The 21,823-nt window shown below is 54.0% G+C and carries 19 protein-coding genes and 1 pseudogene; 10 read left to right on the forward strand and 10 right to left on the reverse strand.

Translation table 11 applies throughout. The features are described 5' to 3' along the window. Positions 1-10: 10 nt before the first annotated feature. On the forward strand, positions 11-235 hold the full coding sequence (locus WKR14_RS18185; RefSeq protein WP_039034839.1) for a hypothetical protein: 225 nt from the start codon (positions 11-13) through the stop codon (positions 233-235). Positions 236-288: 53 nt separating this feature from the next. Here the strand turns inward: WKR14_RS18185 and WKR14_RS18190 are convergent, their stop codons facing one another. The 3 genes from WKR14_RS18190 to hemE form a co-directional block, all read right to left on the reverse strand. After that, the gene (locus tag WKR14_RS18190) at positions 289-1,092 is read right to left on the reverse strand and encodes an SDR family oxidoreductase (protein WP_226685306.1); all 804 of its coding nucleotides are present in this window, start codon (positions 1,090-1,092) and stop codon (positions 289-291) included. Positions 1,093-1,118: 26 nt separating this feature from the next. Continuing rightward, positions 1,119-3,641 carry a putative bifunctional diguanylate cyclase/phosphodiesterase gene (locus WKR14_RS18195; RefSeq protein ID WP_339087075.1) on the reverse strand — a complete coding sequence of 841 codons (2,523 nt, stop codon included), beginning with the start codon at positions 3,639-3,641 and terminating at the stop codon, positions 1,119-1,121. Between the two features lie 507 nt (positions 3,642-4,148). Next, on the reverse strand, positions 4,149-5,213 hold the full coding sequence (gene hemE / locus WKR14_RS18200; protein ID WP_039034841.1) for a uroporphyrinogen decarboxylase: 1,065 nt from the start codon (positions 5,211-5,213) through the stop codon (positions 4,149-4,151). Positions 5,214-5,826: 613 nt separating this feature from the next. Between hemE and rsd the strand changes: the two genes are divergently transcribed. From rsd to hydF, 9 genes are all read left to right on the forward strand, one after another. After that, on the forward strand, positions 5,827-6,309 hold the full coding sequence (gene rsd, locus WKR14_RS18205; RefSeq protein ID WP_101057096.1) for a sigma D regulator: 483 nt from the start codon (positions 5,827-5,829) through the stop codon (positions 6,307-6,309). Between the two features lie 435 nt (positions 6,310-6,744). Further along, positions 6,745-7,149: a hypothetical protein gene (locus tag WKR14_RS18210; protein ID WP_101057094.1), complete on the forward strand. Its 405-nt coding sequence runs from the start codon at positions 6,745-6,747 to the stop codon at positions 7,147-7,149. A 277-nt stretch (positions 7,150-7,426) separates the two neighbouring features. Continuing rightward, the gene (locus tag WKR14_RS18215) at positions 7,427-8,659 is read left to right on the forward strand and encodes a [FeFe] hydrogenase, group A (RefSeq protein WP_101057092.1); all 1,233 of its coding nucleotides are present in this window, start codon (positions 7,427-7,429) and stop codon (positions 8,657-8,659) included. Positions 8,660-8,669: 10 nt separating this feature from the next. Continuing rightward, positions 8,670-8,987 carry an iron hydrogenase small subunit gene (locus WKR14_RS18220; protein WP_107005187.1) on the forward strand — a complete coding sequence of 106 codons (318 nt, stop codon included), beginning with the start codon at positions 8,670-8,672 and terminating at the stop codon, positions 8,985-8,987. A 10-nt stretch (positions 8,988-8,997) separates the two neighbouring features. Then, positions 8,998-9,663: a cytochrome b/b6 domain-containing protein gene (locus WKR14_RS18225; protein ID WP_224866446.1), complete on the forward strand. Its 666-nt coding sequence runs from the start codon at positions 8,998-9,000 to the stop codon at positions 9,661-9,663. Positions 9,664-9,731: 68 nt separating this feature from the next. Then, complete coding sequence (gene hydG, locus WKR14_RS18230; RefSeq protein WP_335921439.1) at positions 9,732-11,186, forward strand: [FeFe] hydrogenase H-cluster radical SAM maturase HydG; 1,455 nt, start codon at positions 9,732-9,734, stop codon at positions 11,184-11,186. Beyond that, a complete protein-coding gene (locus WKR14_RS18235) occupies positions 11,183-11,794 on the forward strand; it encodes a hypothetical protein (protein ID WP_165565712.1) in 612 nt (203 codons plus the stop codon). Before hydG ends, WKR14_RS18235 begins: the two co-directional genes overlap by 4 nt. After that, complete coding sequence (gene hydE, locus WKR14_RS18240) at positions 11,791-12,804, forward strand: [FeFe] hydrogenase H-cluster radical SAM maturase HydE (RefSeq protein WP_165565713.1); 1,014 nt, start codon at positions 11,791-11,793, stop codon at positions 12,802-12,804. Before WKR14_RS18235 ends, hydE begins: the two co-directional genes overlap by 4 nt. Further along, positions 12,797-14,029, forward strand: a complete 1,233-nt coding sequence (gene hydF / locus WKR14_RS18245; RefSeq protein WP_101057079.1) for a [FeFe] hydrogenase H-cluster maturation GTPase HydF — start codon at positions 12,797-12,799, stop codon at positions 14,027-14,029. The genes hydE and hydF overlap by 8 nt, the downstream gene beginning before the upstream one ends. Here the strand turns inward: hydF and WKR14_RS18250 are convergent. The 7 genes and pseudogenes from WKR14_RS18250 to tldD all read right to left on the reverse strand — a co-directional run bounded on the left by WKR14_RS18250 (position 13,989) and on the right by tldD (position 21,793). Further along, positions 13,989-15,152, reverse strand: coding sequence for an ABC transporter permease (locus WKR14_RS18250; RefSeq protein ID WP_101057077.1), 1,164 nt, complete (start codon positions 15,150-15,152; stop codon positions 13,989-13,991). The two genes, hydF and WKR14_RS18250, sit on opposite strands and share 41 nt — an antisense overlap. Beyond that, positions 15,149-16,306, reverse strand: a complete 1,158-nt coding sequence (locus WKR14_RS18255; protein WP_339087076.1) for an ABC transporter permease — start codon at positions 16,304-16,306, stop codon at positions 15,149-15,151. The genes WKR14_RS18250 and WKR14_RS18255 overlap by 4 nt, the downstream gene beginning before the upstream one ends. A gap of 2 nt (positions 16,307-16,308) precedes the next feature. After that, a complete protein-coding gene (locus tag WKR14_RS18260) occupies positions 16,309-17,283 on the reverse strand; it encodes an HlyD family secretion protein (protein WP_028781331.1) in 975 nt (324 codons plus the stop codon). Continuing rightward, the gene (locus WKR14_RS18265) at positions 17,273-18,673 is read right to left on the reverse strand and encodes a TolC family protein (RefSeq protein WP_339087077.1); all 1,401 of its coding nucleotides are present in this window, start codon (positions 18,671-18,673) and stop codon (positions 17,273-17,275) included. The genes WKR14_RS18260 and WKR14_RS18265 overlap by 11 nt, the downstream gene beginning before the upstream one ends. Positions 18,674-19,040: 367 nt before the next feature. Next, positions 19,041-19,268, reverse strand: a pseudogene (locus WKR14_RS18270) (alpha-amylase family glycosyl hydrolase); the annotation flags it as partial. A gap of 322 nt (positions 19,269-19,590) precedes the next feature. Next, positions 19,591-19,989 (reverse strand): hypothetical protein, encoded by a 399-nt coding sequence (locus WKR14_RS18275; protein WP_101054766.1) that lies wholly within the window; start codon positions 19,987-19,989, stop codon positions 19,591-19,593. A 355-nt stretch (positions 19,990-20,344) separates the two neighbouring features. Continuing rightward, positions 20,345-21,793: a metalloprotease TldD gene (gene tldD, locus WKR14_RS18280; protein WP_335921440.1), complete on the reverse strand. Its 1,449-nt coding sequence runs from the start codon at positions 21,791-21,793 to the stop codon at positions 20,345-20,347. Between the last annotated feature and the right edge of the window lie 30 nt (positions 21,794-21,823).

Raw genomic sequence — 21,823 nt, forward strand, 5'->3', positions numbered from 1 at the left:
GAGACTGACTATGGGATATTCAATCAAAGACTTGGTATATAACGGTGAAACTCATGGAGTACACAACTGGTCAACCCTCGAAGGCAGCCAGTTTTACTGGCATCCGGATTGGCTACATATCGCCGAGGATTTAACCGGCCACAAAGCCACAGCCCATATTCAAGCCAAAGCTGCCAAGGCTAGCCATGAAGAGGCGAAGGCCACCATAGTCCAGCACCTCAACGACAAAAAGTAATCTCTAAAATAACCTAAATAAGCCTCCACTGCGGAGGCTTATCTATTTTTGGGCTAATGCCCGGACGCTATTGCCTTGCGGGCAAGATTATCCACCCATGCTGGAGCAATAAGGCGAACAAAACGTCCCAGACGACCACGCCAGGAGGTAATTAGCATCCTGCCCCGCCCGGCTATGACCGGCAGCATCATCTGCGCGCATTCTTCGGCAGTCATGATCTTGCTCTCCGCCATGGGAGAAGTCCCGAGTGGCTTACCCTCACCATCCAGCGCCCGCCGATGGATCTCGGAGACCACAAAGTCAGGGCAGATCACTGTCACTGCAATACCATCCCCGGCCAACTCGATTCGCAGTGAATCAAAAAAGCCCACGACAGCATGTTTGGAGGCGGCATAACCACTGCGGGTTGGCACCCCGGTCAAACCGGCCACGGAAGCCACCACCACCACTTGCCCTTGGGAAGCCTTAAGATGTGGCAGTGCTGCATGGGTCAGCCAGGCAGGTCCCAAATAATTGACCCGCATCAGCTGTTCAAGAATGTCCAGTTGCTTGAGTTCATCGAAGCGGCTCCACATGGTCATGCCGGCATTATTAATCAATATATCCAGCCGACCAAAGCGCTCGATTACCGTGGCTATCAAGGCTTCACAGTCCTGTTGTCGCCCGACATCACCGCAGACCACCAGCGCCGCACCGCCGACCGATTCGACCTCCATCGCCAGGGTACGTAATCTGGGTTCATTGCGGGCACTGAGCACAAGTTGTCCACCGAGTGGTGCCAATGCCAGCGTCAGCGCCCGTCCAATACCTTCCGAGGCACCGGTAATCACTATGACCTTATTAGCGAGTCCTTCCATCTACAGTCCATTGTCAGTCGAAGTTATCAGGCTAAGCTCGCATACTCCTCTTGCAAGTGCAATCCCTGCAACTGCTGCTCATGAGCCTTCTGCCACTGATAAAATTGCTCCAGAGGTTTGGGGCGCCCTATGGCGTAACCCTGAGCATAATCAACCCCTATCTCCAACAGCTTGTCCACTATTTCCTGGTTTTCGACAAACTCGGCGACAGTTTCTATCCCCATGACCCGGCACACATCATGAATGGATTTAACTATCGCATAGTCTTTGGCATTGCTGGCCAGATGACGAACGAAGCAACCATCTATCTTGACATAATCCACCGGAAGTTCCCGCAAGTAACCGTAAGAAGCAAAGCCACTGCCAAAATCATCCAGGGCGAAGGCAAATCCCAAGCGGCGCAATTGGTTGAGCATTTCCATCGCCCGGGTTCGGTTCTGGATAGCACTGGTTTCTGTAATCTCAAAGCAGACACAGGAGCTGGGAATACCATAACGCCCCTGCATCTCGGCGATATAGTCCAGCATGCCCTCGCTCCCCAGACTGTTTCCGGAAAGATTGATGGAAACACAAAGCTCAGACCAGAGCTGCGAATGCTCGGAAAGCCACAGAAAGGCTTTACGGATAACTTCCCTATCAACTTCCGGCATCAACTTGAAGCGCTCTGCCGCCGCAATAAACTGTGCCGGAGGCAAAATACGGCCACTGTTGTCGCGGATCCGCAGCAAGATCTCCAACCTTTGACGGCGACAACAACCATTGAGTCCTTTAATTGGCTGAAAATAGAGCAATAACTCTTTGTCTTCTATGGCTCTGGCAATACGCACAGCCCACTTGGGGGCATTGCGCTCATTAGCCAGCTCTTTATTGCGATCATCAAAGAAGTGAATTTGATTACTGCCCTTGCGCTTGGCCGCCAGACAAGCGATATCGGCATCCTTGAGCAGTTCGGCCGGGGCCATGCAAGGGCCTCGATGGAAGGCCACACCACTGCTGACACCCACCCGGTAATGGGCACCGCCGCAAGGCAATACCTGCAAACAAACTTGCTTCACCAACTGCTTCAAAAGCTTGGCGACTTCAAGAGCACTGCGGTTACGGACAGCCAAGCCAAACTCATCACCACCGAGTCTGGCCAACATTTCATCGCCCTGCAAGCAGGATTCTATGGCTCTGGCAACCATCACCAACATCTGATCGCCGGCGTCATGACCACAGTTATCATTAATAAGCTTGAACTGCTCCAAATCCAGATAACAAAGCGCCAGGGTATCGGCGCCTTCGGCAAAGCCGGGCAAGCGTTCCTCAAAGGCGCTACGATTATAAAGCCCGGTAATACCATCGACACTGGCCTTCAACCTGAGTTGCTGTTTGAGGGTTTCTTCTTGGGTAATGTCCCGCAGCACTGTCACCGCACCTATCACTTTACCTTTGTGGTTACAGAGATTGCTCACAGCCCGTTCCATAATCCTCGGCTGCTGCATCTGCAGAGTGACCTTACTGTACTCGGGCTGTCGGTTACCACTGGACATAAAGGCGAGTAACTCTTCGTCCAGTTGATCGTCACTCTTGAGTAGAGAATCCAGCGTTCGCCCCAATGCCTGTTGACTGCGCAGCCCAAGCAGGGATTCAGCCTGCGGATTAAGGTAGATAACCTTGGCCTTATTGTTGGTGAGGATTACCGCTTCGGCAATGGATTCAAGGGTGATACGGGAACGTTCGTTTTGCTGAAATATCCGCAACAACAAGTTGTTGATCCTGTCAGCCAACACCTTGAATTCAGCGCCGCCGCAACCACTAATATGGGTATAACGCCTGGCGCTGGGATCTATCTCCTTAAGCTCTGTCATCAGTCGGTCGAAAGGTTTTAGCAACCCGCGTCGTAACCACAAATAACCGATGGCGACCATCAGCATGCCACCGAGCAATAGCAGCATCACCACAAGTAAACTCTGCCACTCCAGACGTTCAAAGGCATCGCTCTGTTGTCTGATCTGTAATACAAAAGGCTCGTCCAACAGTGTCGGTACGGGAACTTGACTGAAAAGCTTAAGATGCTGCCCTATACTCACAGGCTGTCGCAGCGGAACCAAGGTCACAGATTGGATAAGATTGATCTGCCCAAGATTCTGCAGGTGCACAGGGGTCAGCAAACGAGTGACGATCAAAGCCTCGTCATCGTCAAAACGATAGAAGCCAATCTGCAGCGGTTGACCATTGACTACAGCAGCGCCAAAAGCTTCTTTATCCAAAGCAGCAAACATATCGGCAGGAGGAACTTTTTGCTCAAGCACCCGGGTCTTGCCGTTGGCCAACGCCGTTACCTTGCCCTGATGTAGATGAAACAGACTGATATTGGATGACTGTAACCCCTCAACCCAACCGGCTAACAATGAATCTGACGGCATTTCGAGAATGGGGACATAGAGACGCGCCAGCTGCAGCAAACGCCGGGACTCTCGGGTAAACTGTTGTTCAATACCGACATACTCATGTTCCAGCGTTTGCTGCCGGAACTGACCCAGACTGTATTCAAACCAAAAATTCAAACAGTAGGCGACCACAAGCAGGGCCGGAATACAGAACCCCAGAATGAACACGCCTATTTTTTGCCAATGTGCATCTTAAACCACGGCTGATTGTGATCGGATATCAAGAGTGCCGAACTCCGGCAGGCAACATACCTCATTTAATGACCGGTTAAAACTCTTGACTGGCATCATCGCCAGTTTGCCGCCCTTTGCCCGCGACAAACTGCACCAGTTTGCCCTGACTCTTACAGGCTTGTGTTGATTTGGCGCAGGAAAAAAGAGATAGATACGTGCTTTGGAGCACAATTTGTCAAATTGAAAATATCAATGGTAAGGAACTAAATCTGTATTCCGGGTAATTCAGCATGGGTTCCTGTCCACCGCAGAATCAGGTTAGTCCTCCCCCTAAGACACAGCCACTCAGTCGCATTAATGTTATCCAAGGGTGCAAGCCCGGACAACATGTTATTGTTTTAACATTAAAAAGGCCCGCAGTGCGGGCCTTTTTAATAAACGAATACTAACTTACTTATGGTACTGGGCAGACAGCTCATGTACCGACTTAACGAAGGCACCGGCATGCTCAGGATCCACGTGCTGGTGGATACCATGACCCAGGTTGAATACATGGCCTGTACCTTGACCATAGCTGGCCAGGATCTGCGCCACTTCTTCATGAATACGCTCAGGCGATGCGTACAGAGTCGAAGGATCCATATTGCCCTGCAGGGCAACCTTATCGCCGACACGCTTACGGGCATCGCCTATGTCTATGGTCCAATCCAGCCCAAGGGCATCACAACCTGTCTCAGCCATAGCTTCAAGCCATAGACCACCGCCCTTGGTAAACAGGGTTACAGGAACCTGACGACCTTCGGCATGACGGTTCAAACCATCGATGATCTTCTGCATATAACGCAGGGAGAATTCACGATAAGCCGCATGTGACAGCGCCCCACCCCAAGAGTCAAAGATCATCACGGCTTGTGCACCATTGGCGATCTGGGCGTTCAGATAAAGGGTCACTGAGTCGGCCAGCTTGTCCAGCAACATGTGCAATGCTGCAGGCTCGGCATACATCATCCGCTTGATCTTTTCGAAGGCCTTGCTGGAACCACCTTCAACCATATAGGTAGCCAGTGTCCAAGGTGAACCAGAAAAACCTATTAGCGGTACTTCGCCCTTGAGTTCGCGGCGAATGGTGCTAACGGCTTTCATCACATAACCGAGCTCATCTTCCGGATCCGGAATAGCCAGTTTCTTGATGGCGTCAATGGTATCGGTTGGGCGTTCAAAGCGAGGCCCCTCACCTGCTTCAAAATACAGGCCCAAACCCATGGCATCAGGCACAGTCAAAATATCGGAAAACAGGATTGCCGCATCCAATTCAAAACGACGCAGCGGCTGCAGGGTAACTTCACAAGCCAGCTCGGCATTACGGCACAGCGCCATAAAGTCACCGGCTTCGGCGCGGGTAGCGCGATATTCTGGCAGATAGCGGCCAGCCTGGCGCATCATCCAAACTGGTGTAACATCAACAGGTTGCTTGAGCAGCGCACGTAAATAACGATCGTTTTTTAATTCTGCCATTGGGCTTATTCCTACTCCGATTGAGATCTGCTGGTTCGCTAGTTTAGCATTTGCGGCTGCATTGTAACCTGTGTCTGAGTATTTATGTGACCAGAGGCATGGATAAATACCATTCCAGAGAAGAGTTTGACCCCATCCAAGCTTTATTGGGCCACTACAATGGACAAATTCATGACCGAATTGACAATAGATACTGACGATTCGATCACCACAGACTTAATGCGCCGCGAAACCCGGCGACACCATTGCGCCAGCTCACATTTTTACAACAAAAGTATAAAAATCCAGGCGTCAGCCAAACGTCTTATGACAGAAAAAAGTTGCACAGGTTCCCACCCTTTGGTATAAAAAGTCTGCGCTAGCAAGAACAATCAAGAAGCTCGTCACATCGAGCCCGTTAAAACTTTCCTCGCCCAGCTGTAGTTTCTACCGCTGGGCTTTTTATTTTCCGATCCACATCCGGATACACAATTTAACATTTGAGTTGTTTTTGTATACAAAACAACTGGTTTGTCCATGAGTAAAAAAACCGTTTACACGTCGAAAAGAGTTGATCACTGGTTAACTTGTCACCTAAATTAGGTACAGGTGCGGCGATAAGGATGAGAAGATCATGCTGAAACAACTTGAACAGGCCGAGCAAAAATGGGGCGGAGCCAATGCTCTGGTAGATCAATGGTTGAATAACCGCAGGAAGTTACTGGTTTATTACTGCAAATTAGCCGGACTGGCCCCCTATGAAAACCGTGACAAGTCCCTGCCCTGCGTCGATCAGGTTCGCGGCTTCTGTAATCTGTTGGTGGATTACGTTTCAGAAGGTCATTTCGAAGTCTTCAATAGGGTCGTCGACGCCTGTGACGAACAAGGACAATCGCACAAAGCACTGGCACAGCAATTACTGCCCAAGATTGTCGAGACTACAGATCAAGCCTTGGACTTCAGTGATAAATATTCCGAGCTGGAAAGCGACGATCTACTCTATCAGCTGGATAAAGATCTCGCCGAATTAGTGCACGCTCTGGAGACCCGCTTCCAGTTGGAAGATAGAATGTTGGAAGTGCTGCACAATAAAAAAGCAGCGCCGACACTCAACTAATACCGTAACGAGTCTGCCGGCTATTGTCGTACCTAATGCCTTATTACGGCCGTTTTCAGACTTCAAAGCCGGCTCTATGTAATTAGATGAATATTTGATCGCAATAACGGGGTTCGAGCAGAGAAACACTCGCTCCTTTCTTTTTATCTGGCAAAGTGAAATCGTCGCCCTCTCTCGCATTTGGTTAAATTTACAGCTCAAGTGTTATCAGGAGCATCCATTAACCAAAGCAAGCGGCACCTGATTCGCCTCCAACCTCCTCAGCACCTAACAGTTAAATGCCTTGCCTTGTTGTGGAAACAGCGCTCATCAAAATGATCAACTTGGTAAAAGGAATTAAACTAGGACACTGGTATTCTTTGTTGCCAAGAAGTTATAATCCGGCGCGGATAACACGGAAAAGTAATACCTTACAATCCAATAAAGGACGGATTAATGCGTAAATTGACCCTAGCCTCACTGGCTTGCACCGGCGCTCTGCTGGCAGGCTGTAGTTCAACCCCGCAACCCATCATAGCCCAGGAAAAAACCGTCGAAGTGAAAGGCCAAACGCTGAAGCTCGGCGGACGCTACTTTTCCGACAAGAAGAAACTGGAACTGACTGTCAACGGTGACCCCATAATGCGTGGCACCTTCCCACCTTATACTCCAACCCAAAATCTGGGTGGTCGTTATCAAGAGATGGAAATCGATGGCAAGTGCTACTTTGGGTCTGTACTCGGCAGTCAAGGCGGCGCCTTTGGTATTATTGCCAGCGCGGTACAATCCTCAAAATCCAGCAATGGTGACAAATGTGAGATTCTGGTTGACGGTAAAACAGTCGAAAACCTCTATTTCTAACACTCCCCCCAACTAGATGTGTCCGTGTTATCCCGCATCACATCTGTGAAATTAACTGAAACAGGGCCTAAGTCAAAAAGTCCCATGCCCCTGTTTCACTGGCTAATTTCATCATATTTCATGTAAAAACTTGTGAAATCTCCAACTTGTTCTGCTTTGGATCACAGATAGCTGTCAGCTATTTCCTATAATCCTTCCGCCCTTTCCCAAGGGGTATAGCCTTTACATAAGCAATTAGAAAATAAGAACATTCTCACGTAAAAAGGAACGCATTGCCATGACAGCAACCAGCTATCAGCCGGGAGAGATCCGCGGACTGATCCAGATAGATGCGCTCAAATGCAAAGGGTGTGACGCCTGCAAACAGTTCTGTCCCACCCATGCTATTGAGGGCGCATCCGGTGCCCCACATAAGATTGATGAAGAGCGTTGCCTGAGCTGCGGCCAGTGTTTGATCAACTGTCCGTTCGGTGCCATTCATGAAACCCAGAGTGCCTTGGATACAGTATTAACCAAGCTCCAGGATCCCAACACTGAAGTGGTCGGTATTCTGGCTCCGGCGGTACGGGTTGCCATAGGTGAAGCCTTCAATCTGCCCAAGGGGCAACTGCTGACCAATAAACTCTATGGCGCCATGCACCAAGCGGGATTTAAAATTTTCGACTGTAACTTCGCCGCTGACCTGACCATTATGGAGGAAGGCTCTGAGTTCATCCACAGGCTGCATGCCAATGTGCGCCAGGAGCCAGATGCCGGTAAGCTGCCGCAGTTTACCTCCTGCTGCCCAGGCTGGGTTCGCTTCCTGGAAACCGAATACCCCAGCCTGCTGCCACACCTTTCCACTGCCAAGTCACCGCAGCAAATGGCCGGGACTGTAGCCAAGACCTATGGCGCCAAAGTTTATGAAATGGCTCCGGAAAAAATCTTCACAGTGGCAGTTATGCCTTGCACCTCGAAAAAACTCGAAGCATCACGTCCAGAGTTCAAATCAGCCTGGCGCTTCCATCAGCAACACGGCAGCGATGCCGCACCTTACGCCGATGTGGATGCTGTGCTGACTACCCGCGAGATGGCCGAGCTACTCAAGCGCCTCGATATCCATCTGCCGGATGTGGCCGAATATAAGGGTGATAGCCTGTTTTCCCAATACACAGGGGCCGGCACCATTTTCGGTAACACTGGCGGCGTGATGGAAGCCGCGGTGCGTACCGCTCACAAGGTGCTCACTGGTGAAGAACTGGCCAAGCTGGAACTGACACCTGTGCGCGGTCTGGAAGGCGTCAAGGAGGCCGAACTCACCATTCATGACCAACAGCTCAAACAAGATGTGCAGCTGAAAGTCGCCGTAGTACACGACATGGGCCGCAATATCCGCCCCTTGCTGGAGCAGGTGATGGCCGGCACGTCCCCCTACCATTTTATCGAAGTGATGAACTGCGCCGGTGGTTGTGTCAACGGTGGCGGTCAACCTATCAACGGCTCAGGCACATCCTGGGTTGCCCAACTGTAAGGAGTTGCTCATGACAGACAAGTATCAATTTACCGAAGATGGTTTTCTGTTGTCTCGGCGCCGTTTCATGGCTGTAGGTGCTGCGATTCTGGCGCTACTGGCCCTGCCTGTGGGCTGGCTCGGCAACCGTATCGCCAAGCGCAACGAATACATCAAGGCGCGTGCCGATGCCCTCTATATGGATGATGCCATTGCCAAATACCGTGTCAGCCATGCCAACCCGGCCATTGCCCGCTATTACAGCGAATTTGGCGGTGAGCCGCTGGGGCATCTGTCGCACGAGTTGCTGCATACCCATTTTGTCGATCGCACTAAACTGAAATCCTAAGGAGTCGGCTATGCATCAGGACAATCGTCCCATTCTCAAGCACCCGCTGAATGTTCGGGTGTTCCACTACATCTTGCTGCTGAGCTTCCTACCACTGGCGGCTACCGGGCTGTTGTTGTTCTTTAAACCCTTGAGCGACAGCGCCATGGGGCTAACCTATGACATTCATATTGTTGCCGGTGTCATCATGGCGCTGGATGCGGTGGCCTTCACCCTGATGGCATTCGACCGTGTCGTACTGTTCACCAACAGAGTATTCACCTTCGGTGGCAACGATGTAGGCTGGTTCAAGGTACTCGGTGGCTACCCACAGAAGTTTTTGCTGGGTAAGAAGGTCGCCGTGCCTCCTATGCGCAAGTACAACTCTGGACAGAAACTGTTCGGAGTGTGCGTTCTACTCGGCGGTACTGCACTGATCATTACAGGTCTGGCGCTGTGGCTGGTTCCCTATGCAATCCCACGTGATACCGCCTGGTTGCTGGGCATGATCCACCTGGGGTGTGGCCTGTTACTGACAGCATTTTTACCCGTGCACCTGTTCCTGGCGGTTTATCGCTTCGACGATTTCAAGGCGATGATGCTGCACGGCAAGGTGCCCTACCATGACGCCGCCGAATACACGCCACTATGGGTGCAGGAGGAGGTCGTTCCGGTCTCTAGCAAACACGCCGAGTGATCCGTTCCTTCGTTAAATTCCAAGGAGTGCAGTTTGACTGCGCTCCTTTTTTCACAGGAGAGCCACAGATGTCAGGCCCTTTGATATCAGACCCGCTTGTATCGGGCCATGCCGAGACGATTCAAGTCAAAGACTATAACCCCGCCGTGAATTTTATTGATGATGACGCCATCTGGGCCTTGCTCAATAACAATCAGCAACCCAGCCCGGACACAGTACGCCAGGTGCTGGAAAAAGCCCGCCGTTTGCAGGGGCTGACGCTTGAGGAAGTAGCGGTTTTACTGCAAAACCAGGACGCCACTGTAGACGAAGAGCTGTTTGCCGTTGCCCGTGGCATCAAAGATGCCATCTATGGCAATCGCATTGTACTGTTCGCTCCGCTGTATGTTTCCAACTACTGCGCCAACGCCTGCAGCTATTGCGGCTTCAGCGCCGACAACCATGACTTGCCACGCAAGACCCTGAGCGAGCAGGAGCTGATCGCCGAGGTGGAGACCCTGGAAGATATGGGCCACAAAAGGATCCTGGCGGTCTACGGTGAACACCCGCGCAATAACGCCCGCGCCATAGTCGACTCCATCAAGACCATGTATAGCGTGCGCAAAGGCAAAGGTGGTGAGATCCGCCGCATCAATGTCAACTGCGCCCCCATGGACACAGAAGACTTCAAGCTGCTGAAGACGGCCGCCATAGGCACCTATCAGTGTTTTCAGGAAAGCTACCACAGAACGACCTACGAACAGGTACACCTCAAGGGCCGCAAGAAAGACTTCCTCTATCGCCTCTACGCCATGCACAGAGCCATGGAAGCCGGTATCGACGATGTGGGCATTGGCGTGCTGTTCGGTCTCTATGACCACAGATTCGAACTGCTGGCCATGCTCGCCCATGTACAGCAACTGGAGCAGGATTGCGGCATAGGCCCGCATACCATCTCCTTCCCGCGGATTGAGCCCGCCGATGGCTCCAGCCTGTCGGAGCGGCCACCCTATGCGGTCGATGACGCCACCTTCAAACGCCTGGTGGCCATTACCCGCCTGGCAGTGCCCTACACAGGGCTGATTATGAGCACCCGCGAAAGTGCCGAACTCAGACGTGAACTCCTGAGCCTGGGGGTTTCACAGATCAGTGCCGGCTCTCGGACCACCCCAGGTGGCTACAATCAGGAAGACGATGCGGCCCAATTTAGCCTGGGCGATCACCGCAGCATGGATGAAGTGGTATTGGATCTGGTCAAGCATAGCCATTCCATCCCCTCATTCTGCACCGGCTGCTACCGCAAGGGCCGCACCGGAGATCACTTTATCGGCCTGGCCAAGCAGCAGTTTATCGGCAAGTTTTGTCAACCCAACGCCTTGATCACCTTCAAGGAATACCTCAACGACTACGCCAGTGAGCAGACCCGTGAAGCCGGCGAAGCCTTGATAGCCGCCGAGCTGGATAAACTCAGCCCCGCCAGAAGACGTAATATCGAGGCTTGCCTCACGCGCACCGATGCGGGCGAGAGGGACATCTATCTGTGAAAGGTCGTACCCTGGTACTGGCACCCGGTTGTCGACTCTATGCCGGGCTGCCAAAACAACAGCTAAAGTCGGCACTGAGCCGCGCCCGGCGAGTGGCCCTGCATGCCGGCCACTATGCCAATTTCAGTGAAGGGGCGATAGATCAGCTGTTGCGACAAAGACTGCAAAGCAGTCAGCTGTCGCAGCTGTTGATAGTGACACAAGAGTTACAAAGCGAAGCCGGGCTGGCGTTTGGCAAAATGTTGCGCCCGGAAGCCACCGAGGCGGAAATCCTCGAGGAATACCGGGTATCTCAGCAGTGGAGCAAGCAACTCGCCGCCTCCTGGCCCGAGCAGGTGACGGCGGTCAGCAGTAAGCTGGCCGCCAGCGCGCCGCTGTTATTGCTCGATGATCAACTGTTTGTCGGCCACTATGCCCATAGTCCACATCTGGCGCCTTTGGGATTGTGGCTCAAGTTGGACAGCCGCGAGCTGGGGCTGCCACCGGCGGGCCTATGGCAACGGATGCAAGGCCGCACCAAGGTCGCTGTCACGCCCTGGCAACAAGCCTTGTATCGCTACGCCGATGAGCTGGCACAAGTGCTGAAACAGGCAGGAGTCCAAGCATGAAGCCGGCAGAGACTCTCGGAAGATTGGAAATCAAGGCGTTATTGGCAGGAGAGGCCGATGACTGGCTGTTTGCCCGTGCCGATGCGGTCAAGCGTCAATACTTCGGTCAGGAGATCTGGCTCAGAGGCATAGTGGAGTTTTCCAGTTATTGCCGCTGCGACTGTCACTACTGTGGCCTGAGAGCCGCCAATCGCGACATTGAGCGTTACCGGCTCAGCCACCAGGAAATCATCGACTCGGCCCTCAAAGTAGATAAAGCCGGCATCGGCACCCTGGTGCTGCAATCCGGTGAAGACAGTCGCTTTCGCCAGGATGGCATAAGCCACATCCTCAGCACCATCAAACAGCAAAGCCGGTTGGCCATCACGCTATCTTTGGGTGAACGCAGCCACGGTGAACTGGCGCTCTGGCGCGAAGCCGGCGCCGACCGCTATCTGTTGAAACTGGAAACCCTGGATGCCGAGCTCTATAGCCGCCTGCGCCCGGGAAGAGTGCTGGACAAACGCCTAAGGCTACTGGAAACCCTCAAGAGCCTGGGTTATGAGACCGGCAGTGGCATTATCTGTGGCCTGCCGGGCAGCAACAGCGATGCCCTGGCTGACGCCCTGTTGGCGCTCTCAGCCATGGAACTGGAGATGTTGGCGGTCGGTCCCTTCGTCAGTCATCCACAAACCCCGCTGGCAAACACGGCCAACGGCAAGGTGCTTGAGTGCCAGCGAGCCTGCGCCATACTCAGATTGCTTAACCCCGGCGCCAACATACCGGCCACCAGCGCCCTGGATGCCCTGCAAAGCGGCGCCAGGCTCGACTCCCTGAGTCGCGGCTGCAATGTGCTTATGCCCTCGTTCACACCACAGAAAGACAGCAGTAAATACCTTATTTACCCCGGCAAGAATGCCTCCGGCTGCCCGCTGGAACAGCGTCTCGCCGATATCAGACTCAGCCTCAAAGCCCGCGGCTTGCATTGCTCTGCGGACAGAGGCAACGCCAGGAGACAAATTAATGTGTAATTCGGCCCCCAATGCAGCCCCCCGCGGGGTCAGACTGCACATAGTATTGTGTGGTCGTCGCAACGCCGGGAAATCCTCCCTGCTCAATTACTTATCCAACCAACAGAGTGCCATAGTCTCTGAGACCAAGGGCACCACCACAGATGCGGTGCGCAAGCCCTTTGAGCTGCATCCGGTCGGCCCGGCTACCCTGATAGATACCGCCGGGCTGGACGATACCGGCGCCCTGGGGCTTCAGCGAATTACCGCCAGTCGCCGGGCGTTGCAACAGGCCGATATCGCCGTCTATGTGCTGGATGAACTGGGGTTAGATGAGTTTGACCGCGACTGGCTGTTACTGCTGCAAAGCTGGCAGCTGCCAATCCTGGTGGTAGCGAACAAGCAAGATCTGGCGCCGTTGCCCACGGAGCATCAGCACTGGCTCAAGGGCCAAGGCATCAAGTTCTTATGCCTGTCGACCCAAGAGGCAAAACACCGGGACAACTTGGTCGAGCAGCTGGTTCAACTGGTACCGGCGGATTTTCGCCGCGATCCCGTGCTGGCCGCCGACTGTTACCGCACCGGAGAGCAGCTACTGCTGGTCGCCCCGATAGATTCAGCCGCCCCCAAGGGCAGATTGATTTTGCCCCAGGTGCAGGTTCTCAGAGAAGCGCTGGATAACGGTGCCATCGCCAGCATCTGCCGTGAGTCTGAGCTGGCCTCAGCCTTGGCCGCCATGCCCACGCCACCGGCACTGGTAGTGACCGATGCCCAGGCGGTGAGACAAGTGGCCGCTCAGGTACCCGACAGTATTCCGCTGACCACCTTCTCCACCCTGTTTGCCCGGGCCAAGGGCGATCTAACGGCGCAGCTGCAAGGCGCCAAAATGCTCGAAAAGCTCGAGGATGGCGATCGGGTATTGATCGCCGAGGCCTGTAGCCATGAGGTGCAGGATGAAGATATAGGTAGAGTGAAGATCCCGGCGGCCATTGGCAAATTGACCGGCAAGCAGTTGCAGTTCAGCGTCTGTGCCGGCCATGACTTTCCGGCCGATTTGGAACGCTACAAACTGGTAGTCCATTGTGGCGCCTGTATGTTGGGTCGGGCAGAGATGCAGCGGCGCATTCTCGAATGTCGCCGCCGCGGCGTTGCCATCACCAACTACGGGCTGGTACTAGCCAAGGCCAGTGGGGTGCTGGAGCGGGTCAGCGCGCCGCTGCTGGTAGCTGACGCCGACGCCAACTAACGCCCCAAACCGCCAGAGGGAAGAACAGCAACAATAGCCCCCACAGCTGCAACCATTTGGGGGCTATGGCTGCCCACTCGGCTCCCATCTGGTTCAGCTGCAGCATTCCCATAATCGCCGGCACCGCCGGGATCACCTGCGACAGCCACACCAAGGGCTCAGGGATCAGCGCCAAGGGCCAGACAAAGCCGCTGACAAACAGAATAGGCATAGAAACCAAGAGTATCACCTGGGTCGGCAACTCGCGCCGCACAAACAGGCAGCTGAGCGCTACCCCGGCGCTGGCCGTGGTCAGCAAAAAAGGCAACATCAGCAACAACACCTGCCCCAGACTCGCCTGCAGACTCACCTGATAGGCGTAGTAACACCAGCCAATATAGAGCGCACTGAACAGGCAATAGAGCAAACTGAAGGCCAACACCCGAGCACTGACCAGCATCAAGGGGCTGACCCGGTTCCAATAGCCCGGCCGATGCCATTGCCCGGCGCCGAGTATGCCTGCGCCTATCAGTAAGGTCTGGTGCAAAATCAGCAGAAACAAGCCTGGTACCACATAAGGGGTATAACCCAAACCTTTATTAAACGCGGGCACGGCATTGAGTTTAATCGGTGCCAGGCTCTGGGCAGCGGCCTCCGGGCTCTGGCCCGAAGCCAATAGTCCCTTGAGCTGGATCTGCTTGCCGGCATCCATACCGGCACTCACTAAACCTTCTACCACGGCGGAATAGATCAGGAAGTAACTGGCATCACCGCCGAAGCTCAAGGTCGCGCCCCGTCCCAGCAACAGATCGCGGCGAAAATCAAACGGGATCACCAATAAACCATGGGCGCGGCCATCGGTGACCCAGGCTTTGGCTTCGTCGATGGAGCCGACCCGGCCGACAACCTGAATACGGGCACTGGCATCGGCGTGACGGATAAGCCGCCGTGACAGCGAAGAGTTATCGTGATCCACCACCACCAACTGCTGCTCCGTGGGTACCTGATGCAGATAGGGCAAGGGATAGAGCACGGCGTAAAAGAGCACGCCGCCAAACAGGGTCAAAGAGATCGCCTTGTCACGCACCAAGGCACGCAAATCCAGCCAGATCAGCTGCCATAACGAAAGGGACTTGGCTGTCATAACCTCTCCTCAAGCGGCAACTGCGACTGCAGCACCCTGGCATAACGACGGGCAAAGAACCAACTGGGGATCAACAGCAGCAGAAAGCCGAGATAACCCAGCGCCTGAGGCAGTAAGCTGGCCGGCCCGGCGCCATAGCTCACCAAAGCAACATGAGACTCTATATAGTGGCTGGATGGCATCAACAGACGCCACCACTGCGCCAGCAGCGGCATTTCTCCGGTCGGGAAGGTAATGCCCATAAAGGCAAAGGCGGGTGCAAACAGCGCAGTGCAAAAGCTGATCACCCTGGCGCAGTCGGCCAGCATAAAGTAAATTCCCTGCACCCACAGCCAAACGCCCATCAACATCAAGAGTTGCATCGGCAACAGCCACAGGAGTTGCCCGGCAATCGGCAGCCCCAGCAACTGATACAGCAACACCAAAATAAAGCCGCCGTGCAGCAGCATAAAGGCGCCGTTGACCACAAATTTACTCAAAAGCACAGAGGGCATCCCCAGGCAGAAGCATTCGCCCAGAGTATCTTGGCGCAGCTCACGGTTGAGACTGCCGGCAAAGGCCAGCATGGCAAATAACTGCCACAAAGCGATCAGCACTGGCGGCACCAGGAAGCCGACATAGTTGTTATTGCGGTTAAACAGCGCCGTGGTTTGGGTGCTCACTGGGCTGAGACGCACCTCAACCTGGGACGGATTGACACTGGCCGCCAGTTGCTTGAGCCTGGCCACCTGCTGCAAACCATCGGCTAGGGTCAGTTGCAACTGACTGGCCAGCAGCTTGCCCACCAGCAAAAACTGGCCGTTGTAGCGCAGGTCTATGGTGGGAGTGTGCCCGGTCAGCAGTTCCTGTTTCAGACCATAGGGCAAGATGACCAAGGCATAGACCTCGCCGCGGCGCATCGCCTCGACCGCCTCGTCCAGCGCCAGATAGCGCCTGGGGGCGGTGACAGGATTAGCCTCAAGATGACGCCCCAGCTCACGACTGAGGCTGGAGTTGTCCTGATCCACCAGCGCCACCGGCAACTGCCTGGGCAACCCGGCGGAAAACAACCACCAAAGACAGAGCACACCGATAAGCGGCAGATAGCTTATCAGTGCCAGCTGCCAGGGATCGCGCCAGACAGCCTGCCACTCTCGCCGAAGCAACTTCTTCATAATCAAGACTTTTCAAGTAATACTGACATGCCCACCCGCAGATCGGCCACCGGCTCCAGCGGCCTGAGCTCCACTTCAAAGGTACGCATATCAAAGTCGTGGCCACTCTCGGTCGCCCGCCAGGTGGCGAAGTCGCCCAGCACACTGATGTGGCTGACCTCAAACTCGACACTGCGTTGCAGCGCCGGCAGTGTCAGGGTCATACGTTCGCCCTTCTTGAACTGCTTGAGCTGATCCTCACGCACCTGAAACACGGCCCAGGCATCTGTCATATCCACCAAACTGACCACAGGGAAGCCACTGGGTGCCAGCTCGCCCACCTGCAACAGCACCTCGGTGATTTCACCGCCCTTGGGCGCGCGCATCTGGCTGTCGGCGAGTATGGCACTGACCTCTTTCACCGCACCTTCGGCCATCCGGGCATTACCGGCTGCGGCGGCCTTGGTTTCTTCCCGGGCGCCCTCTTCGGTCATTTGATACATGGCATAGGCGGCCTGCTCGGTATACTTGGCGGCCTGATATTGGGTAAAGGCTTCATCACGCTTTTGCCGGGCAAGTACGCCATCGCGGAACAGGTTTTCTACCCGGTCGAAAGTGGTCTTGGCCAGCTCACTGGCGGCCTTGGCCTTGAGCCACTGCTCGCGGGACGCGGCAACCTGCTGCTTACGGGCACCGCTGTCGGCTTCCTGCTGCATCGCCTTGGCGGCATCGCGGCCACCCTCGGCCTGCATCAGCTTGGCATTGAGCTCGGGGCTGTCGATAGCAAACAGCAGATCCCCTTCACTGACACTGTCTCCGCGGCGCACCAACACCTGCTCCACCCGGCCCGGCACCTTGGAAGACACGTTGTATTCCCTGGCCTCTATCTGCCCCTGCAACAGCTGTGGCTTGGGGGAGTAAGCCAGGATCAGCCCATATACCAGCGCCGCCACTATGGTTACCAGGGCCACTATGGCCACCAAAGGATTAACCCGCATCCTGTATCTCCTGCTTGTCACTGCGTCCGATAAATTCATCCAACTGGCCACTGACCGCCATCAAGCGGGCATAGGCCTGAACATAACGATATTGAGCCGCCAACTGCTTGGTGCGTACCGCACTGAGCTTGAGCTCGGCGTCCACTCTGTCGATGGAGGTAGACAGCCCTTGATTGAAAGCCAGTTCACGCAGCTTGAGGTTTTCCTCTGCCAGCGCCAGAGAACTGTTCAAGGCATTGACCTCCTCTTCGGCCTGCAGCAGTTGGCGATAGCTCTGATCCACCAACAGACTGAGATCCTGACGGGTTTGTGCCTTGGTGTATCTGGCCTGCAGCAAGGCGCTCTTGGCCGCCTGCACCTTGCCGCTGCGACCATCACGGGACAGCAGCGGCACCTTGACCCCGACGCCTACCATCCAGTCGGGTTCGACCCTGGAAAACAGGCTGTCGTCTTCATAGAGGGTGTAGTTACCGTAGAGGAAAACCGTGGGGAAGTATTTTCCCTTTTCCATATCGACCAGGCCCTGAGCCTGGGTCTCTTTCGCCTCCAACAAGCGCAAGGCTGGATGCTGCTTCAGCGTCAGCTCGGTCAATTGCGGCAATGAAGGGGAGCTTGGCGCCATAAACAGCGGCGACTTGGTGGCGATATCAGTCTGGTGCAGCAGGCGAGACAGGGCTATCAGCGCCATCTCATGGCGACGTTTGGCACTGCCGAGGTCGACCTTGGCCTGATCCAGTGCCACCTGGGCATTGAGGCGCTCGACTCTGGCGATCTGCCCCTGTTGTTCCAGTTTTTCAGCGTGGCTGTAATGCTTTTCCAGCGATGCCACCAGCTGAGCCTGGGTCTGCACCAAAGCCTGGGTCACAGTGACGGCATAGTATCTGTCTACCAGTGTGGTAAACAGCTCACGCCGCGCCAACTCCAGTTGCTGCTTCTTCTCAGCGACCTGAGCCGCCTGAATGCCTTGAGCGGCAGAGATCTGGCCACCGGTATAAATCGGCCACATCGCCTGTAAGCTGGCTCGGAACACATCCTGCTCGGTGAAAGGAGTCACAAACATCGAGCCGGGAAGCGAGCCGATAATGCCACCTATGGCCGGTGGCAGAGTGGCGGGATCCATAGAGGCGAGTGGATTGAGATCGCGCAGATCCAGCTCTATCGGTTTTTCCAGCCTGGTATAGCTGCCGTTGATGTTGAGCGATGGCAGATTAAGGTCGCGCCCGGCCTCTTGCTGCGCCTCGGCGCGGCTGACTTCCTGGCCTTCGGCCGCCAGCTTATCACTCACCTCCAGCAACTGTTGCCAGGCCGAGGCAAAACTATAGTCTGCGGCAAGCGCAGGCTGAGCCGCCAGCGGCCACAACAGCAACCAGGCAAATTTGGTCAATTTCATCTACACCCCTAGAGTAAAAACTCTAATTCCTGAGCAAAAAGGATATCATCCTCGCTTGTCGGCCACCAGTTAACCTTGCTGCGCAGCGGCGCAAGACAGCCAAAGCCTGGCGAAACAATTGTTAAAAACTAGACAAGCTACTGGATCCTAGTCTTTTTTAAGCTGTATTGAAACTAAGGAAGGTGCGAACCTGCACCGAGGAATAGACACACATCCTAAACTAACGAATTTAGAATTACAGAATTGCACTGCACTTGGGCGTTGCCGAGAGCCTGTTGGCGCAAATTAAAGTGGCCAGCGACGAGTGTGCTTATGGGCGTGAGCCAAGGATGGTGAGCAGACCTTATCCGTGGATGAATTTGGATGCCAGCACCAAATGGTAGTGATTACTCATGACCGCATAAGCGCAAACGTCGATGCAGAATATTGACGACAACTGCCTGATTTTATCCACTATCCAGCCACGTCTATGCTCGTAACTGCGCCCCGACAGAGCATCTTCACCACACAAAAATGCCCTTCTCACGCAACGGTTAATCACGTGGTAAAAGGGCGTACTTTCAGCATCTATCAACTGGCGACGGGCAGTGGTCATAACCAACCTCGACTGAGCTTTGATGGGTATTTCAAAGCCTAGTCAAAGCTGTGTGAAACATCAAAAAGATATGGCTGTCCTGTCTTTTTTGGGCGAAACATCAAAAAGATATGGCTGTCCTGTATTTTAACCCTGTCTTTTTTTCCAATCTGAATCGCCACGGATTTTCACCTGAGCAGATAACCCAATTGAATTTGGTACCTAACGGATTTTGTCATTGAGCCGTTGCTCACTGAAAACAAACCCAAGCCAAGCCCCCTTTACCTGATAAAACAAAGCCTCGCGAGTTCGAGGCCTTGGATTCAAAACATTATTTTAATAATCAGAACATTTTTGGGGCCTTATACATATACCTCTTATCAATATAAAGCACTTTGCTTTCCATTGAGTTTGCTATCACTAGATATGACTTTTTATACTCTTTAGTCTCATTGAATCCTGCATATACCATGTACGAAAGATAATCACTATTCAATTTAATGTTCGAGCAATTTAGAGGTTTATTGTCAATCTCATAAGGCTCGTAAACCAAACTTTTACTGCCAGCTAATGCTAAAAGTTCATGCAGGCTTATAGATTCCTTGCCTACTAAGCCTAATGTTTCTCTGGCTTCTTTTTCAATTTCTGGGGGGCAAAAATCCATAGCTTCAGCCTCTGTACTATTACAACCTGTAACCATAAATAACATAGATATGATAAAAAGTTTTAATTCGACTCTCATTTATCCAGCTCCTTCTCTAACCCAATATACAGCAGGAATATACAGGACACCCTAAACACTTTACGAGCTGCAAGGAAGCTCGTTGCAGGGGGCAGTCTCTGATAAATAACGACGGATTTTTGGAAGTAGGCTCTCTGAGACGCTCACTTTCGGAGGTTCATGCAGCATTGTCCTTGCCAGGCCTGCCTGCGGCAGGCTTAAGCCTGTTTCTGCAAAGATCACAATCGATTTAGATTAATAGGGATGCATTTGCTCCAAGACTTTCTGCCGTCACAGCGGCTATCAACTTCGCCCAAGAGCAATGCAGGAACCAGCGCTAAACTCAGCTGCCGAATCAGGGATTCGACAGCATTTCTCAGGCTGTGCCGCCGACCGTCAGACGGTCCAGTTTAAGCGTTGGCTGCCCAACCCCGACCGGGACACTCTGGCCGTCTTTGCCGCAGACGCCGACGCCTTTGTCGAGTTCAAGATCTGTGCCCACCATGGAGATCTGCCCCATGGCTTCCGGGCCGTTGCCTATCAGGGTCGCGCCCTTCACCGGACTGGTGATCTCGCCGTTTTCAATCAGGTAGGCTTCAGAGGCCGAGAACACAAACTTACCCGAGGTGATATCCACCTGACCGCCACCAAAGTTGGGGGCGTAGAGGCCTTTTTTCACCGACTTGATAATATCGGTGGGCGCCGACTCTCCGGCCAGCATATAGGTGTTGGTCATCCGCGGCATAGGCAAGTGAGCGTATGATTCGCGGCGGCCATTTCCAGTGGGCTTTTGTCCCATCAGGCGGGCATTGAGTTTGTCCTGCATATAGCCCTTGAGAATGCCGTTCTCAATCAGCACTGTCTTGTGCGCCGGGGTACCTTCATCATCTATGGTCAGCGAGCCACGGCGGTTTTCCAGCGTGCCATCGTCCACCACAGTGACCAACTTGGAGGCCACCTGCTGGCCAATCTTACCGCTGAAGGCGCTACTGCCCTTACGGTTGAAGTCACCTTCCAGACCGTGGCCAACCGCTTCATGCAACAAGACTCCGGGCCAACCTGCGCCCAGAACCACAGGCATTTCACCGGCAGGGGCGTCTATCGCCTTTAGGTTGACCTGTGCCTGACGCACGGCCTCGCGGGCAAAGGCAAAACACATGGGCAGGCCGTCATCAGCGGCAGCCATCAGGGTTTGATAGTGGTGACGACCACCGCCACCGGCACCGCCCCGTTCACGGCGGCCGTTTTCTTCGAGGATCACCGAGCAGTTGAAGCGAACCAGCGGCCGGATATCCGCCGCCAGAGTACCATCGCTGGCAGCTACCAGTATCTCTTCATGCACTCCGGCCAGGCTGACCACCACTTGAATGATGCGGCTATCCAGGCTGCGGATATAGGCATCCGCTTCCTTGAGCAGGGCAATTTTACGGCCCTCTTCCAGTGCCGCTATTGGATCTTCACTCAGATACAGCGCCTTGGCGCCGCGGCGCTTCCAGGCCTGAGTTTGATAGCTGCCCCCAGTCTGGGCTATGCCTCTGGCGGCATCGGCGGCGGCAGCCAGGGCCTTGGGGGTTATCTCATCGGCGTAGGCGAAACCTGTCTTTTCACCACTGATGGCTCGGACACCGACACCGCGCTCAATATGAAAACTGCCTTCCTTGACTATGCCATCTTCCAGCACCCAGGTTTCATGACGGCTGCCCTGAAAATAGAGATCGGAAAAATCCACCTGGTGTTGGTGGATTCGCTCCAGGTAAGTTTGCAGATCGTCGAGGTGCAGTCCCTCTTGCAGTAAACTCTGTCCCACTTGGGTTAAAAATGGCATTGGGTCTCTCTCAATCCGGCCCTGTGGCCT

This window comes from Shewanella chilikensis, from assembly GCF_037953065.1.
Taxonomy (GTDB): Bacteria; Pseudomonadota; Gammaproteobacteria; order Enterobacterales; family Shewanellaceae; genus Shewanella; species Shewanella chilikensis.